The organism is Streptomyces swartbergensis, assembly GCF_002148965.1.
In the GTDB taxonomy this organism is placed as follows: domain Bacteria; phylum Actinomycetota; class Actinomycetes; order Streptomycetales; family Streptomycetaceae; genus Streptomyces; species Streptomyces swartbergensis.
The window spans coordinates 1-16,933 of the sequence record NZ_NGFN01000184.1; the positions used below are offsets into that span (position 1 = coordinate 1).

Consider the following 16,933-nt stretch of genomic DNA (forward strand, 5'->3'; position numbering starts at 1 on the left):
CGCCGTCACCGAAGCCGCCCCCGTAGTCGCCGGTGTCGAAGTCCGCGCCGGAGACGTCGCCGCCCTCGTAGCCGCCGAAGTCGCCGTAGCCGGAGCCGTAGTCGGCCCCGTAGGCGGGGGCGGCCATCATGCTGCCGAGCATGGTGCCGATGAGGAGGCCGGGCAGGATGCCGCCGCCGAAGTAGCCGCCGGCCCAGGGGCCGTACGCCGGGCCGGCCTCCCAGTACGGGCGGCGGCCGTACTCGGTGTCGACCTCGCGGACCACCGGGTCGCGGCCCTCGGCGAGCCGGGTCCGGTCGGCCGCGCAGACGGGGACGTCGCGCGTGGCGCCGCCCGGCGGCGTCCAGCTCGCGTCGGCGACCGAGGGGCCGTGGCGGGGGTCGAAGAAGCAGGGCGGGCGGCGCTCCGGCAGCGGGCTGCCCTCGCGGCGGGCCGCGAGTCGCGCCAGGGAGAACCGGCCGTCCTCCACGGCCTGGGTGACGGCCCGCACGTCCTCCGGTTTCGTCGCGGCGGCCATCAGGGACTTCGCCCGTTCGTAGGCGTCGAGGGCGTGTTCGTAGTCGGCGCGCATCGCGTCGTCGGCGCCGGGTTCGCCGGGGTGGAAGTCGAGGCGGTCGAGCTCCTCGCCGAAGGCGGTGATGTCCTCGTCGACCACCACGCGCAGCTTCTCCAGCGCGGCCCGCTGCTCCTCCTCGTGGCGGCGGCGGTTGCGGCGGGCCAGCGCGTAGGCGCCCGCGCCGCCGGCCGCGAGCAGTGCGCCGACCGTGACCAGGCCGCCGACCGGCACGTCGGTGCCCGAGCCGTCGCTCCAGCTGCTGGGCGCGGAGCCGCCCACGTTGCGCAGGGCGTCGTCGACGAAGTCGTTCAGCTGGGCCTTGGCGTCGCCCGCGTCCCCTACGGCCGTGACCAGGTTGGACACCGCCTGGGGGCTCATCACCGAGCTGTCCGCGCGGGCGTCGAACTCGTCACCGAGACGGATGCCGTACAGGCCGGTGACGCCGGTCTCGGTGCGGAGGTTCCGGAAGAGGTCCTGCGTGGGGACGTCGGCCGGGAGGACCGCCACGAAGACGGGCTTGTCGGCGTCCTTGATCTTGTCGGCGAGCGCCTCGGCGTCCGACTCGGCCAGCTGGCCGGAGGCGGCCGGATCGACGTAGACCGGGTTCTCGCGCAGTTCCCCGGCGACCTTCGAGAGGTCGGTGGCCGCGTGCGCCCCGGGCGCACCGACCATGAGCGCCGCCAGTACGGCGACGACCGGCACGATCAGCAGACGTACGAGGGTACGCACCAGTGCGGCCTTCATATGTTCGAAACTACCCGAATCGGCACAGAATCGACACAGAAAGGGATATCGGTCGCAGCACGGATTTCGGGACGCCGGTGCGCGGACGGAACTGGTGGACGGAGGGAACGGACCGGCCGAGGCGACGGCGCGGAGGGCGCCGTCGCCACCCGCCTGCTGCGTCCTACTCGGCCGGGGTCACTCCCGCCCGCAGCAGCCCGTACGTGTACGCGTCCTCCAGGGCCTGCCAGCTCGCCGCGATGACGTTGTCGGCCACGCCCACCGTCGACCACTCGCCCGTGCCGTCGGACGTGGAGATCAGCACCCGGGTCGTCGAGCTGGTGCCGTGCTTGCCCTCCAGGATGCGGACCTTGTAGTCGACCAGGTCCAGCTTGGCGAGTTGCGGGTAGATCTTCTCCAGCCCTACGCGCAGGGCCCGGTCCAGCGCGTTGACCGGGCCGTTGCCCTCGGCCGTGGCGACGATGCGCTCGCCCTTGGCCCAGAGCTTGACCGTGGCCTCGTTGGCGTGGGAACCGTCGGGCCGGTCCTCGACGATGGCACGCCAGGACTCGACCTCGAAGTAGCGCAGCGGCTTGCCCTGGACCTCGGTGCGCAGCAGGATCTCGAAGCTGGCGTCCGCCGCCTCGTACGTGTAGCCCCTGAGTTCGCGTTCCTTCACCCGCTCGACCACCCGGCCGACCAGCTCGCGGTCGTCGCCGAGGTCGATGCCGAGTTCCTTGCCCTTGAGCTCGATGGAGGCGCGGCCGGCCATGTCGGAGACCAGCATCCGCATGGTGTTGCCGACCTGCTCGGGGTCGATGTGCTGGTACAGGTCCGGGTCGACCTTGATGGCCGACGCGTGCAGGCCGGCCTTGTGCGCGAAGGCCGAGACGCCGACGTAAGGCTGGTGCGTGGAGGGCGTGAGGTTGACGACCTCGGCGATCGCGTGCGAGATGCGGGTCATCTCGGGCAGGTGCCCCTCGGGCAGGACCCGCTTGCCGTACTTGAGTTCCAACGCCGCCACGACCGGGAAGAGGTTGGCGTTGCCGACGCGTTCGCCGTAACCGTTGGCCGTGCACTGGACGTGCGTCGCGCCCGCGTCGACGGCGGCCAGCGTGTTCGCCACCGCGCAGCCCGTGTCGTCCTGGGCGTGGATGCCGAGCCGGGCGCCCGTGTCGGCCAGGACCGTGGCGACGACCGCCTGGATCTGCGCCGGGAGCATGCCGCCGTTAGTGTCGCAGAGGACCACCACGTCCGCGCCGGCCCCCGAGGCCGCACGGACGACGGACTTGGCGTACTCGGGGTTCGCGCGGTAGCCGTCGAAGAAGTGCTCGCAGTCGACGAAGACCCGGCGCCCCTGTTCCTTCAGGAACGACACCGTGTCGCGGACCATCGCCAGGTTCTCGTCCAGGGTCGTGCGCAGGGCGAGCTCGACGTGGCGGTCGTGCGACTTGGCGACCAGCGTGATCACTTGCGCGCCGGATTCCAGGAGCGCCCTGACCTGCGGGTCCTCTGCGGCGGTGGTGCCGGCGCGGCGGGTGGAGCCGAACGCGACGAGCTGGGCGTGCCGGAAGTCGATCTCCTGCTGGGCGCGGGCGAAGAACTCGGTGTCCCGGGGGTTGGCGCCCGGCCAGCCGCCCTCGATGAAGCCCACGCCGAAGTCGTCCAGGTGCCGCGCGATGGCCAGCTTGTCGGCGACGGTGAGGTTGATGCCCTCCCGCTGGGCGCCGTCGCGCAGGGTGGTGTCGAAGACGTGGAAAGAATCGTCGAGCTCGCTGGGTGCGGTCATGGTGTCAAGGCTCCTGAGGATGGGATCTCGGTCGTACCGGAATGACCGGCTCCACCGCCCTCACATACTCCCTCGCGCTCTCGCCTCCGGCTGTGGGTGGGCCAGAAATGCGAAAAACCTCTCGCGGGTGCGAGAGGTCTGCGCGCGGGTCGAGGACGACGGTGTCCGCCCGTACCTGGTCGTACGTGGCGGTCACTGCGGACCGGCGCGCCTGCTGCCAATAATCATGGCGAACGAGAGCACGGGGGCAGTCTGGCACAACCCCCGCACCTCGCTCACGGGTGTCTCAGGATGCGGTCGGTCACCTCATGTGACGGACGTAGACGTGCGAGGTGTCGTACGTGTCGCCGGGGACGAGGTCGGGTGAAGAGCTGCCGAAGGCGACCGTGCGGCCGTGCCGGTCGATCACCGGAGCGGACACGCTCTGGTCGTTCGGGCCGCCCTCGGCGTCCGGGCTGGCCAGGACCGTGCCCCCGGTGCGCAGGTCGCGGACGTACGCGCGGGTCGTACGGTCCGTGTCGCCCGGGTCGGCCGAGACGAAGGCGAGGTACCGGCTGTCGGTGCTGAGCTGCGGGTGGGCGGTGAAGGCGGCCGGGTCGGCGGCGTCGATCCGGCGCAGCTCGCCCGTCTTCAGGTCGCGGACGAAGACGTTGTGGCCCTTGTTGGTGTCGCCCGGGGTCAGCTGCGAGTCGAGGGAGTCGAAGACCGCGTACCGGCCGTCGGCGCTGACCTGCGGCGACTCGGTCTGCCCGTCGGACGTCCGGCCGTCCGGTGCCTGGTCGGCCCGGAACAGCTCGCCGCTCGGCACGTCACGGACGTAGGCGTCGCTCCAGTCGCCCGAGGCGGGGTGCGGGACGAAGAACTGGTAGCCGACGCGCTTGCCGTCGGCGCTGATGGACGGGTGGGTGGCGGCGGTCTTCCGGTCGCCGGCGGCGGGCACCTGGCTGATGCGTACGGACTCGCCGTTGGTGCGGTCGACGCGGTAGACGCGTCCCCAGCGGTCCTCGCCCTCCGCGAGTGCGGACTGCTGGGCGACGAAGGCGACGTAGCGGCCGTCGGCGCTGATGGCGGGCTGCCGGCCGGTGTCGTAGCCCTTGTCGACGGTGTCCTCGATGCGCTGGAGGGCGCCGGACTTCAGGTCCTTGACCCAGATGTGACTGCGGCCGTCGCCGTCGGTGGCGGCGAAGGCCAGGTACCGGCCGTTGCCGCTGAGGGCGACGTCGTCGACCGGGCCGCCGTCCGCCGCGGTACTGGCCAGGCGGGTCGTGCCGGTCTTGAGGTCGCGTACGAAGGCGTCGGCCGTGCCGTCGGTGTCACCGGCGACGAGGTTGTCGGCGCTGGAGACGAAGGCCAGACGGCGGCCGTCGGCGCTCAGGCTCGGCCCGCCGGAAGGGCCGTTGCCGTCGGTGCCGTCCGGGGCGATGCTCGCCTTCTCGGTCCGCGGCACCGCCTCGGCGGCGGCCGCGGGCAGCGCGGCGACGCCGCCGAGCGTGACGGCCAGGGCCACGCCGAGCGCGACGGACGTGGCCCTCCTGGTGCTGGTCATGTGCTGTTCCCCCTGTGTTCCCCGTTGACGCATCTCCCCCGGCCCCGCGCCGAGGGCTCCCCCAGAGCCAACAGCACCACGTACCACAGGGTCAATCCGTCGTATTGAGTACAACCCGGGCAGGCGTTCAGGCGTCCGCGAGGAGACTGTCGGCGAGGAACTCGTGCACGTGCCGCAGGACTTGGGCCCGGTCCGTGCCGCGCAGGCCGATCGCCACATGGATGGCGAAGCCGTCCAGCAGTGCCCGCAGTCGGGCGGCGAACCGGTCCGGGTCGACGCGGCGGAACTCGCCCCGCGAGATGCCCTCGGCGAGCAGGGCCACCAGGTCGCGGTGCCAGGCGCCCTCGATGGCGGCCTGCCGGTCGGAGCACTGCGCGAGATCAAAGGTAGAGACGGTTGGGGGAGACGGACTCGGCCTGTCCGGAGTGCAGCGGCTCGCAGTCCAGGGTGACGAGGCCGGTGCGCGTCGATGTCCACGGCTCCGATATGGAAGTTGAGGCGCGGATCGGCCGGGCCGATGCTGCGCGTGCCGCGCACGGCGGCCCTGCGACGGCGGATCGGCATGGTGTCGCAGCCGCTGGTCCACGGCAGCCTGCGCGACGAACTGCAGGGAGAAGCAAGTCGGTGTCCGCCCCGTGCGCGCCGAGCTGCGGCCCCAGCACCAGGAGTCGGGAGCTACTGGCTTTGCCTGGGTGCGCGTGCACTCTGGCGGGCGTGAGTGAGCCCTGGCGCTGGCGGCTGGGTGCTGCACTCCCGGGAAGGGCACCAGAGTTCGCCGATCGAATGTGTGACCTTTCCGGGCGCTGCTCGTTTGGTGAGACGAGCGGTTTTTTTCGAGGGGCTGGAGGGGGTGGGTGAGTTGCGGGAGCTTACGGCGTCGTTTGTCACCGCCGGTCCCTCGGGGGTGGCGATCCGTACGCGACTCAAGCAGCTCACGCCCGCCGATGAGAAAATCCTCGCGCTGGTGGGCGCGCACCTCGGTTCGCTCGCCTCCCGGGACTTGAAGGCGCGGTGCACTGAGGGTCTGAAGCACTCCACGGACACGTGGGCGGCCCGGAAGCGGAGCCTGACGCCGCTGTCGTCGTCGCGCTGGGCCGGATCGATCACCAAGGCCACGCACGACCAGTGGGCGCTCGCCCGCCGTTGCCAGCTCGCGCACATCGAGTCCCTTGAGGCGGGGATCCGTACGATCGCGCACCGGCTGTCGCTGCCGGTCGGCGAGAAGGGCTCGAAGAAGGCACCCGGCGGCTACCGCAGCAGGCAGGAGTGACACGCCAAGTCCCGCCGTCTGCACCTACTTCAGGACCGGCTGGATCGGGAGCGCGCCGACCGTGAGGCCGGGACCCCGCACATCGTGCGGGGCGGGAAACGGCTGGCCCGCACCCGGCGCCACCTCCCCGCTGCGCAGCTCACCGAGACCGACTGGCGCAGGCGCTGGGAGGCCGAACGCTGGTTCCTGCAGGCCGACGGCGAGTCCGGGAAGCGGTTCGGCAACGAGACCATCCGCGTCAGCCCGCACGGTGAGGTCAGCATCAAGCTCCCGGCTCCGCTCACCGAGCTGGCCAACGCAAGGCACGGCCGGTACGTGCTTGCCTGCCGGATCGTGTTCCCGCACCGGGGTCAGGAGTGGGCGGGCCGGGTCGAGGCTAATCGGGCGGTGGCCTACCGTATCCATCTCGACGTGGCTCGCGGGCGCTGGTACCTGACTGCCTCGTGGCAGATCCCGGTGTCGAAGACCGTCCCGATGGCCACCGCTCTCGCGCATGGTGTGATCGGCGTCGACACCAACGCCGATCACCTGGCCGCCTGGCGGCTCGATGTTCACGGCAACCCGATCGGGAATCCACGCCGGTTCTCCTTCGCCCTCACGGGCAGCGCGCAGAAGACCCGAGAGAAGCACGGCCGGCGCAAACGGTTCCGGCAGCTCATTTCCGGCATGCCCACCGGCCGGCTCCGCGCCCGCCTCACCTCCATGGCCGACCAAACCGGAATCGCGATCATCGCGGTCGATCCGGCCTACACCTCCAAGTGGGGCGCCCACCACTGGCAGGCCCCGCTGACCTGCACGAAGCGTAAACCACTCGCCACGACGCCGCCGTGGCCATCGGACGGCGCTCTCAAGGACACTCGATCCGGCGACGGACGACACCGCCCCGTGCACATCAGAGCGATGTGCACGGGCATCGGACCGTCCAGGCCGACCGGCGTGACCTTGGGGGTGAGGAAACCCGCCCCCGCATTCCCGGACCACGGACACGATCCGTGCCGCCGGACTGTGGAGCGAACGCGGGTGACCAGAACGCCCAACACCGTTCGGGGCGTTCGGCTGAGCATGGGTCCTGGCAACAGGACTCACTCCCGCTCAGTCTCTAGGGACGGTTCGCAGGTGTCGGTCGCCGCGTTCGGGGCGGATGGGCGTAGGCCGGAGGTCCTGGGGCGGAGCCCCCCGGCGAGTCCGGCACCGACGCCGAGTGCCGCCTATCCCAGCGGGTGCATCCAGCCGTGCTTGTCCTCCGCCGTACCGCGCTGGATGTCGAGCAGCGCCTGGCGGAGCCGCAGCGTGACCTCACCCGGCTCTCCGCCGCTCTGCTGCCACTCGGCCCCGGCCCGCTTCACCGTGCCGACCGGCGTGATCACCGCGGCCGTACCGCAGGCGAACACCTCCGTGAGCGACCCGTTCTCCGAGTCCCGCTGCCACTGGTCGACCGAGACGCGGCCCTCCTCGGCCTCGTACCCGAGGTCACGGGCGACGGCCAGCAGGGAGTCCCGCGTGACACCCTCCAGGATGGAGCCCGTGAGGGACGGCGTGACGATCTTGTCGCCGTACACGAAGTACAGGTTCATGCCGCCGAGTTCCTCGACCCACTTGTGCTCGACCGCGTCGAGGTAGCAGACCTGGTCGCAGCCCTTGGTCGCGGCCTCGGCCTGCGCCAGCAGGGACGCCGCGTAGTTGCCGCCGGTCTTGGCGTCGCCCATGCCGCCGGGGACGGCGCGGACGCGGTCCTCGGAGACCCAGATGGAGACCGGCTTGACGCCGCCCGGGAAGTACGCGCCGGCCGGGGAGGCGATCACCAGGAACAGGTACTCGTTCGCCGGCTTCACACCCAGCCCGACCTCGGTCGCGATCATGAACGGGCGGAGGTAGAGGGACTCCTCCCCGCCATGCGCCGGCACCCACGCCTTGTCCTGCTTCACCAGGGCGTCACATGCCTCGATGAACGTCTCGACCGGCAGCTCGGGCATCGCCAGCCGGCGCGCGGAACTCTGGAAGCGCTCGGCGTTCTTCTCCGGCCGGAACGTGGCGACGGAGCCGTCGGGGCGGCGGTAGGCCTTCAGCCCCTCGAAGATCTCCTGCGCGTAGTGCAGGACCGTGGTGGCGGGGTCGAGGGAGATCGGCGCGTACGGCACGAGCTGGCCGTCGTGCCAGCCGCGGCCCTCCGTCCACTTGATCGTCACCATGTGATCGGTGAAGTGGCGGCCGAACCCGGGGTTGGCCAGGATCGCCTCCCGTTCTGCGGCGGAGAGCGGGTTGGCGGACGGCTTGAGCTCGATCGTGGGCGTCGTCATGGGTTGAAGTCCTTCACCGGTTGTAGTGACGGGCCGCGCTCGGTACAGCTCTGATGGTGACCAGTGCTAGGACGTCCGAGCATTCCCTCGTTCCGCGGCCTCGCGTTCGATTATCGCCCGGCGGCGACGGAGGACGGAACGGGGTGAATGCGGCCCGGTGGTCGATGGTGACACCCGGCGGGAACATGCGGAAGCCGCCGGGTGCGGATGCGACCCGGCGGCTTGGGATAAGCAGCGGCGGGTCAGCCGGCTACTCGTACGGCGAGCGCGTCGCCGATCTCCGAGGTGGAGCGGGCGGGCTTGCCGGTGCGCTCCGACAGGTCGGCGGAGACCGCCTCGTCGATACGGGCGGCCTCGGCCTCGTAGCCGAGGTGGCGCAGGAGCAGGGCGACGGACAGCACCGTGGCGGTCGGGTCGGCCTTGCCCTGGCCGGCGATGTCCGGGGCCGAGCCGTGCACGGGCTCGAACATCGAGGGGAACTCTCCGGACGGGTTGATGTTGCCGGAGGCCGCCACACCGATGCCGCCGGAGACGGCCGCGGCGAGGTCGGTGATGATGTCGCCGAAGAGGTTGTCGGTGACGATCACGTCGAAGCGCTCGGGCTGGGTGACCAGGTAGATCGTGGCCGCGTCGACGTGCATGTACTCGGTGGTGACGTCGGGGAACTCCTCGGCCACCTTGTTGAAGATGTTGGTCCACAGGTGACCGGCGAAGGTCAGCACGTTGTTCTTGTGGATCAGCGCCAGCTTCTTGCGCGGGCGGGCCTGGGCACGCGCGAAGGCGTCGCGGACCACGCGCTCGACACCGAAGGCCGTGTTCACGGACACCTCGGTGGCGACCTCGTGCTCGGTGCCCTTGCGGATCGTGCCGCCGTTGCCGGTGTACGGGCCCTCGGTGCCCTCGCGGACCACGACGAAGTCGATCTGCGGCTCGCCGGCCAGCGGGGTGGCGACACCCGGCAGCAGCTTCGACGGACGCAGGTTGACGTGGTGGTCGAAGGCGAAGCGGAGCTTCAGCAGGAAGCCGCGCTCCAGGACGCCGGACGGCACGCTCGGGTCGCCGATCGCGCCGAGGAGGATGGCGTCGTGCTTCTTCAGGGCGTCGAGGTCGGCGTCGGTGAGGGTCTCACCGGTGGCGCGGTAACGCTTGGCGCCGAAGTCGTACTCCTTGGTCTCCAGCTTCACATCCTGCGGAAGGACGGCGGAGAGGACCTTCAGGCCTTCGGCCACGACTTCCTGGCCGATGCCGTCACCGGGAATCACTGCGAGATTGATGCTGCGAGACATGCGGGCACCCTACTCCTCGTCCCATGGGATGACACAGGGTGTCCGTGATGCGGACAGGCGGTACGGCACCCGCCCGGGGGAGCGCACTCGTCCGACGGTTTCCGTTCACCCGTATGTGGGGCGGATGTTGGCGTTCGCTGGGAAATTGACCCGACATGGAGATCCCCCACTTCGGCATCCCGCCCGAGCTCGCGCGCCGGATGAGCATGGCGGAACAGCACGAGTACCTGCGCACGCGGCTGTCGCGGCGCCGCACGCTGGTGACGGCGGGCGCGGTCGCGGGCGGTCTGCTGACCGGCTGTTCCGGCTCCGGGCCGGGGAGTGGTACGGCGACCAGGAGCCCGTCGCCGAGCACGTCGAAGGCGCCGGGCTCCTACATCACCCCATTCGGCCGCCATCTCGCCTTCGGTGCCGACCCGAAGACTCAGATGCGGATCTCCTGGCAGGTGCCGCTCGCGGTGCGCAGGCCGTACGTCCGGGTGGGCCTGCGCCCCGACGACCTCGGCCGCAAGGTCGAGGCGGAGCTGCGCGACCTGCACACCCCGGAGCTGAAGGGCGTACGGCCGGCCGTCGAGCAGTACTACCTGCACGCGGCCCTGGACGGCCTGCGCCCGGACACGACGTATTACTACGGCGTCGGCCACGAGGGCTTCGACCCGGCGTCCCCGCGGCACCGGTCGACCGTCACGTCCTTCCGCACGGCTCCCGCGAGGCCGCCCGAGCGGTTCGTGTTCACCGCGTTCGGCGACCAGGGCGTCGGCGAGGAGGCCGCTCTCAACGACCGTCTGCTGCTGCGCCGGAGCCCGGCGTTCCACCTCCACGCCGGCGACATCTGCTACGCCGACCCGACCGGCAAGGGCAAGGAGTCGGACGTCTTCGACGCCGGGCAGTGGGACCGGTTCCTGAAGCAGACCGAGCCGGTGGCCAGGTCGGTGCCGTGGATGGTGACGACCGGCAACCACGACATGGAGGCCTGGTACTCGCCGGACGGCTACGGCGGCCAACTCGCCCGGTTCTCCCTGCCGGACAGCGGCTTCGACGCGCGGACGGCCCCGGGCGTGTACGCCTTCACGTACGGCAACGTCGGCGTGGTCGCGCTGGACGCGAACGACGTGTCGTACGAGATCCCCGCCAACTTCGGCTACACGGAGGGGCGGCAGACGAAGTGGCTGGACAGGAAGCTCGGCGAACTGCGGGACGACGCTTCCGTCGACTTCGTCGTCGTCTTCTTCCACCACTGCGCGTACTCGACGTCCACGCACGCCTCCGACGGCGGGGTGCGCGCCGAGTGGCTGCCGCTGTTCGCCAAGCACCAGGTGGACCTGGTGATCAACGGGCACAACCACGTCTACGAGCGCACCGACGCCATCCGCAACGGCGAGGTGGGCAGGCCGGTGCCGGTCGGCGGGACGACGGACCCACGGCGGGACGGGATCGTGTACGTCACGGCGGGCGGTGGCGGCAAGGAGCTGTACGGCTTCCCCGACGGCGTGAAGGAGAGCTACGAGGGGAACACCGCCGACCCGGAGTCGGTCGACACGTTCCGGTGGACGAAGTCCCGGGACACCAAGGCGGAGTCGGTGCAGTGGTCGCGGGTGCGCTACCGCGGTTTCTCGTTCCTCTCGGTGGAGGCGGAGAGCGGCGCCGCGCCGAGGCTGAAGGTGTCGGCGCTGGCGTCGAGCGGTGAGCGGATCGACCATTTCGAGGTGCGGCGCGGGGCGTGAGCCCCGCACCGCACCTCGTCGGGTGCGGCTCCCGGACCAGGGGTATTGCGGCTCAGTGACCGGTGAATGCGCTCAGTGACCTCAGTGACCGGTGGATCCGCCGTTGTCCCTGCGGTCGAGGGCGCGCTGGAGCGCCGCGGCGGCGTTCTTGCGGTCGGACTCGGTCGTACGGGAGACGTGACGGACTCGGCGGCGGACGGTCGTCTCGGCCATGGGAAATCGACTCCTTCGACAGCACGGAGTGCAAGGGCGGGTTACGAGACGCCGGATGGGGCGGGGAGCGGTGCCGCAGGGGTTGCCTGCACGGGGCCCGGCTCACGACCGCCATTCGCTTGGTCGAGCGAGACGTTCGGCTCCTACAAAACTAAGGGAGGCCGGAGCGTCTGTCTCCACAATTACTCGGACTTCCTACTATCTGAGACGGTGGACTACATCACACCGCGCTGACCTGCGGTGATCCCTAGAGCACGTCTCCGTCGCGCCAGTCGAAGACCAGTTCGCGCGCGGGGTCGAGCGGACCGGCGAGGGCGGGCCGGACATAGGTGCTGTCCTCTTCCTCCGGCAGTCGGACGATGCCGTCCTGGGGGCTGAGGGCGTGCACGTGGCCGCGCCACAGCCGCCAGCCGCGGGAGGTGTAGAGCCGGGCGCCGTCGTCGCTGGCGGAGAGGGCGCCGAAGTCGTAGGCGCGGTCGACGACGCGTTCCAGCTCGGCCATGACCTGCCCGCCGAGGCCGGTGCGGCGGGCGTCGGCGCGTACGGCGACGTTCTCGACGTACCCGGCACGCAACCACCGGCCGCCGTGCCGCACCCGGCGCATCACGACCGCCCCGTGCGCGGCGAGCCCGGAGCCGTCGTGCACGAGGGCGTGCATGCCTCCGAGGCCGTGGTCCCAGTCCTCGTCGCCGAAGTCGCCGTCGAAGGCGGCGTCCAGCAGGGCCCGGACGGCGTCGAGTTCGGCAGGGGTGAGGTCGGCGGTGTGGGCGGTGCGCGCGCGGGTGGTCATCGGGGTGGTCATCCGCCCAGTATGCGAACGGGCCGCGTCACTCGACCCCGCGCTCCCCGGGCCCGTCACGCCCCGGGCCCGAGGCCCGCCGCGACCGCCTCCCGGAAGCACCGCTGGTCCTGCACGGCAGATGACCGGCCTCCGGCAGCACCACCCGGGTCACGCGCGGCAAGGCCCGCTCCCGAGATCTGTCCGTGTCCGTGTCCGTGTCCGTGTAAGGGAGTCTGCTGGACGGGAGACGCCGACGGGCCGGGTCGTACGACCCGGCCCGTCGGTGCCGCGGGGCTCAGCCCATGTGCGGGTAGGTGTAGTCGGTCGGCGGGACCAGCGTCTCCTTGATGGCGCGGGTCAGGGTCCAGCGCATCAGGTTCTGCGGGGCGCCGGCCTTGTCGTTGGTGCCGGAGGCACGGCCGCCGCCGAAGGGCTGCTGGCCGACGACGGCGCCGGTCGACTTGTCGTTGATGTAGAAGTTGCCGGCCGCGTAGCGGAGCTTGTCCGCCGTGTAGGCCGCCGCCGCGCGGTCGTTCGCGATCACCGAGCCGGTCAGGGCGTAGTCGGAGACGGACTCCATCTGCGTCAGCATCTCGTCGTACTTGTCGTCCTCGTAGACGTGCACGGCGATGATCGGTCCGAAGTACTCGGTGCGGAAGACCTCGTTCTCCGGGTCGGCGCACTCGATGACGGTCGGGCGGACGAACCAGCCCTCGGAGTCGTCGTAGGTACCGCCCGCGACGATCGTGCAGGAGGGGTCCTCCTCGGCGCGGTCGATGGCGGCCTTGTTCTTGGCGAAGGCACGCTCGTCGATGACGGCGCCGATGAAGTTCGACAGGTCGGTGACGTCACCCATCTTGATGCCGTCGACCTCTGCGGCCCACTCCTCCTTGAAGCCGGAGTTCCAGATCGAGGCGGGGATGTACGCCCGCGACGTGGCGCTGCACTTCTGACCCTGGTACTCGAAGGCACCCCGGGTCAGCGCCGTCTTCAGGATCGCCGGGTCCGCCGACGGGTGGGCGACGAGGAAGTCCTTGCCGCCGGTCTCGCCGACCAGACGCGGGTAGGTGCGGTACTTCTCGATGTTGTTGCCGACCGTCTTCCACAGGTACTGGAAGGTCTTGGTCGAGCCGGTGAAGTGGATGCCGGCGAGGTCTCGGTGGACCAGGGCGACCTTGGAGACCTCGATGCCGTCGCCGGTGACGAGGTTGATGACGCCCTTGGGCAGGCCGGCCTCCTCCAGCAGCTGCATGAGCAGCACGGCGGCGTGGGTCTGCGTCGGGGACGGCTTCCAGACGACGACGTTGCCCATCAGGGCCGGGGCCGTCGGCAGGTTGCCCGCGATCGCGGTGAAGTTGAAGGGCGTGATCGCGTAGACGAAGCCCTCCAGCGGGCGGTGGTCCAGACGGTTCCACACACCCGGGGAGTTGGCCGGCGGCTGCTCGGCCAGGAGCTTGCGGGCGTAGGAGACGTTGAACCGCCAGAAGTCGATCAGCTCACAGGGCGTGTCGATCTCGGCCTGCTGAGCCGTCTTGGACTGGCCGAGCATGGTGGAGGCGGCGAGCGTCTCGCGCCAGGGGCCGGACAGCAGCTCGGCGGCGCGCAGGATGATCGCCGCGCGGTCGTCGAAGGACATCGCACGCCAGGCGGGGGCCGCGGCCAGGGCCGCGTCGATGGCGTCCTGGGCGTCCGCCTGCGTGGCGTTGCGGTACGTGCCGAGCACGGCCCGGTGATTGTGCGGCTGGACGACCTTGAAGGCCTCACCGCCGCCCATCCGCTTCTCGCCGCCGATGGTGCAGGGCAGGTCGACGGGGTTGTCGGCCAGCTCCTTCAGCCGGGCCTCCAGCCGGGCGCGCTCGGGCGAGCCGGGGGCATAGCCGTGCACCGGCTCGTTGACGGGGGTGGGGACCTGGGTCACAGCGTCCATGTTTTCCGTAACTCCTTACTGAGCGGTGATTCGGTCTCAGCCCTTGACGAGCCTCAGTCCATGTCGAGCCTCAGCCCATGTCGAGCCTCAGCCCTTGTCGAGCCTCAGCCCATGTCGAGCTGTCAGCCCTTTGTCAGCATCGAGCGGGCGAAGAAGCGCAGGTTGGCCGGCTTCTCCGCGAGTCGGCGCATGAAGTAGCCGTACCAGTCGGTGCCGTACGCGGTGTACACGCGCACACGGTGGCCCTCGGCGGCCAGCCGCAGCTGCTCCTCGGTGCGGATGCCGTAGAGCATCTGGAACTCGTACTCGTCGAGCTTTCGCCCGGCGCGGTGGGCGAGCTCCTGGCCGATGGCGATCAGGCGCGGGTCGTGGGAGCCGATCATCGGGTACCCCTCCCCCTCCATCAACGTCCTGAGGATCCGAACGTATGCCCGATCAATCTCGTGTTTGTCCAGATACGCGACCGAGCCCGGCTCCTTGTACGCGCCCTTGACCAGACGCACCCGGCTGCCGTTCGCGGCGAGGCGGCGGGCGTCGGCCTCGGTGCGGAAGAGGTACGCCTGGATGACGCAGCCGGTCTGCGGGAAGTCCTTCCGCAGCTCCTCGTGGATGGCGAACATCGAGTCGAGGGTGGTGTGGTCCTCGGCGTCCAGGGTGACCGTCGTGCCGATCTCGGCGGCGGCCTCCACGACCGGGCGGACGTTGGCGAGGGCCAGTTCGTGGCCGCCGTCCAGCGCCTGCCCGAACATCGACAGCTTCACGGACATCTCGGCGCGGGTGCCGAGCTCCAGCGGCTTCAGCCGGTCGATCAGCTCCAGGTAGGCGTCCCGTGCGGCGGCGGCCTGGGCGGGGGTGGTGATGTCCTCGCCGACGACGTCCATCGTCAGCTCCAGGCCCCGGCCGGTGAGCTCCCGGATGACCGGGACGACGTCGTCGACGTCCTCGCCCGCGATGAACCGGTCGACGACCTGTTGGGTCACCGGGGCCGCCGAAACCAGGCGTCGCATCCGGTCGCTGCGCGACGCGGCGAGAATCACGGGACCCAGCACGGGGCACCTCCAGAGCACAACCAGCGGATGGCCGGACGCCGGGCGGATGACGCGTCGGGTACGGCACGGAGAACCACCGTGAAACCTAAGGATCCCTCCGTTCGTCGGCCATCGACAGCTGTCACGCATCCGTGCCGCAGATCTCAGACAGATGTATGAAGGGACCCGTGGAGTGCGGGACAATGCCCGGATGACGTCGGAACACAGGGGTGACTACGAGGAGCTGGTCGACGAGATCTCGGAGCTGCTCGGTGCGCCCGCGACGCTGGAGAACCGGGACTTCGAGCTGATCGCCTTCGGCGCGTACGACAGTGAGGGCGATCTCGATCCGTCGGCCCTGGATCCGGTGCGCACCCGCTCGATCCTCACCCGCCGCTCGACGGCGGCCGTCCGGGCGTGGTTCGAGGGCTTCGGCATCACGCGTGCGACCGGCCCGGTCCGTATCCCGCCGACGCCGGAGGCCGGGGTGTACCGGGGCCGCATCTGCCTGCCCGTCCGCCACCGGGGCGTGGTCCACGGCTACGTCTGGCTGCTGGACGACGATCCCGGCCCGAGCGAAGGCCAGCTGTCCGCCGCCATGCAGGTCACGGCCCGGATCGGCGCGCTGCTGGCGGACGAGGCCCAGCACGGTGCCGACCTCAGCCGCGAACTGCGGGCCGTCCTCACCGCGGACCGCGACTGGCAGCGCGACATGGCCATCGCGGAACTCCGCACCGCCCTCGGCCCCCGCGCCGACGGCCTCCACACGGTGCTCTGCGTCGCCCCCTGGCCCACGGCCGACCCCGACGACGCCCCGTCGGTCCGCACGATGCCGGGAGCGACAGCCCTGTGCACCCTGCCGTGGGGGGCCTCGTCCCAGTGCGTGGCCGTCCTGATCCGCCTGCGCTCGGCGGACGTACTGACTCCGGCGACGACAGCCGCAGCCCGTCTGCTGGAGCGGGCGGGCGGGGGAACCATGCCGGGCGGCCCCGCCGCGCGCGCCACGACCGCCTCGGCCGGACGGGGAGCGACCGGCATCACCTCACGGGGAGCGACCGGCACGGGTTCGGGGGGAGCAGGCGGCACGGGTTCGGTCGGAGCAACAGGCAGCACTGCGGGCGGAACAGGCACGGCTTCCGGCGGAGCGAGCGGCAGCACTGCGGGCGGAACAGGCACGGCTTCGGGCGGAGCAACCGGCAGCACTGCGGGCGACGCGACCGGCAGCGCCTCAGGCGGTACGACCGGCAGCGTCTCGCAAGGAGCGACCGGCAGCACTTCGGGCGGAACGACCGGCATGGCTTCGGGCGAAGCGACCGGCAGCACTCCGGGCGGAACGACCGGCAGCCCCTCACGCGGGACAACCGGCAACGCCTCAGGCGGAACGACCGGCACGGCTTCGGGCGAAGCGACCGGCAGCACTCCGGCCGGGGGAACCGGCACGGCTTCGGGCGGAACGACCGACAGCACTCCGGCCGGGGGAGCCGGCACGGCTTCGGCCGGAACGACCGGCAGCACTGCGGGCGACGCGACCGGCAGCCCCTCGGGCCGAACAACCAGTAGTACTTCAGGCGGCACGACCGGCAGCACCTCGCGCCGAGCCACGGGCAGCACTTCGGGGGGAACGACCGGCAGCACCTCACGCGGAACAACCGGACACGCCTCGGGCGGAACAACCGGCAGCACCTCACGCGGAGCACCCGGCCACGCCACGGGCGGAGCCGCTGGCGTCGCCTCGGGCCGACCGGCCACCGGCACCCCGGCTTCCGGAGCGGGCGGCTCGTCCCCGCAGGGAC

General features: G+C 71.0%; 11 protein-coding genes and 3 pseudogenes. 3 read left to right on the forward strand and 11 right to left on the reverse strand.

Annotated features, from left to right (window positions below; genetic code table 11):
* From CA983_RS26055 to CA983_RS48145, 5 genes and pseudogenes are all read right to left on the reverse strand, one after another.
* Positions 1-1,300: hypothetical protein (locus tag CA983_RS26055; protein ID WP_107500277.1), on the reverse strand; the 1,300-nt coding region annotated here is incomplete at its 3' end.
* A 163-nt stretch (positions 1,301-1,463) separates the two neighbouring features.
* Complete coding sequence (cimA, locus tag CA983_RS26060; protein WP_086603293.1) at positions 1,464-3,068, reverse strand: citramalate synthase; 1,605 nt, start codon at positions 3,066-3,068, stop codon at positions 1,464-1,466.
* Between the two features lie 301 nt (positions 3,069-3,369).
* On the reverse strand, positions 3,370-4,614 hold the full coding sequence (locus CA983_RS26070; RefSeq protein WP_086603294.1) for a PD40 domain-containing protein: 1,245 nt from the start codon (positions 4,612-4,614) through the stop codon (positions 3,370-3,372).
* Between the two features lie 127 nt (positions 4,615-4,741).
* Positions 4,742-4,981, reverse strand: a pseudogene (locus CA983_RS26075) (TetR family transcriptional regulator C-terminal domain-containing protein); the annotation flags it as partial.
* Positions 4,982-4,994: 13 nt separating this feature from the next.
* A pseudogene (locus CA983_RS48145) lies at positions 4,995-5,279 on the reverse strand (urease subunit alpha); the annotation flags it as partial.
* Between the two features lie 185 nt (positions 5,280-5,464).
* On the opposite strand from CA983_RS48145, the pseudogene CA983_RS26085 reads away from it, so the two are divergent.
* Positions 5,465-6,987, forward strand: a pseudogene (locus tag CA983_RS26085) (nuclease/transposase family protein).
* Between the two features lie 105 nt (positions 6,988-7,092).
* Here the strand turns inward: CA983_RS26085 and CA983_RS26090 are convergent.
* Positions 7,093-8,181: a branched-chain amino acid aminotransferase gene (locus CA983_RS26090; protein WP_086603295.1), complete on the reverse strand. Its 1,089-nt coding sequence runs from the start codon at positions 8,179-8,181 to the stop codon at positions 7,093-7,095.
* A 242-nt stretch (positions 8,182-8,423) separates the two neighbouring features.
* Positions 8,424-9,467, reverse strand: a complete 1,044-nt coding sequence (locus tag CA983_RS26095) for a 3-isopropylmalate dehydrogenase (RefSeq protein ID WP_086603296.1) — start codon at positions 9,465-9,467, stop codon at positions 8,424-8,426.
* 155 nt (positions 9,468-9,622) lie between these two features.
* Between CA983_RS26095 and CA983_RS26100 the strand changes: the two genes are divergently transcribed.
* Positions 9,623-11,191, forward strand: a complete 1,569-nt coding sequence (locus CA983_RS26100) for a purple acid phosphatase family protein (protein WP_086603297.1) — start codon at positions 9,623-9,625, stop codon at positions 11,189-11,191.
* Between the two features lie 81 nt (positions 11,192-11,272).
* Here CA983_RS26100 and CA983_RS48960 read toward each other — a convergent pair whose 3' ends face one another.
* The 4 genes from CA983_RS48960 to CA983_RS26120 form a co-directional block, all read right to left on the reverse strand.
* Positions 11,273-11,404: a hypothetical protein gene (locus CA983_RS48960; protein WP_005479955.1), complete on the reverse strand. Its 132-nt coding sequence runs from the start codon at positions 11,402-11,404 to the stop codon at positions 11,273-11,275.
* 247 nt (positions 11,405-11,651) lie between these two features.
* Complete coding sequence (locus tag CA983_RS26110) at positions 11,652-12,194, reverse strand: GNAT family N-acetyltransferase (protein WP_086603298.1); 543 nt, start codon at positions 12,192-12,194, stop codon at positions 11,652-11,654.
* A gap of 286 nt (positions 12,195-12,480) precedes the next feature.
* Positions 12,481-14,112 carry an L-glutamate gamma-semialdehyde dehydrogenase gene (pruA, locus tag CA983_RS26115; RefSeq protein WP_086603299.1) on the reverse strand — a complete coding sequence of 544 codons (1,632 nt, stop codon included), beginning with the start codon at positions 14,110-14,112 and terminating at the stop codon, positions 12,481-12,483.
* Between the two features lie 122 nt (positions 14,113-14,234).
* Complete coding sequence (locus CA983_RS26120) at positions 14,235-15,161, reverse strand: proline dehydrogenase family protein (protein ID WP_086603300.1); 927 nt, start codon at positions 15,159-15,161, stop codon at positions 14,235-14,237.
* Between the two features lie 190 nt (positions 15,162-15,351).
* Between CA983_RS26120 and CA983_RS48150 the strand changes: the two genes are divergently transcribed.
* Positions 15,352-16,933: hypothetical protein (locus tag CA983_RS48150; protein WP_244207108.1), on the forward strand; the 1,582-nt coding region annotated here is incomplete at its 3' end.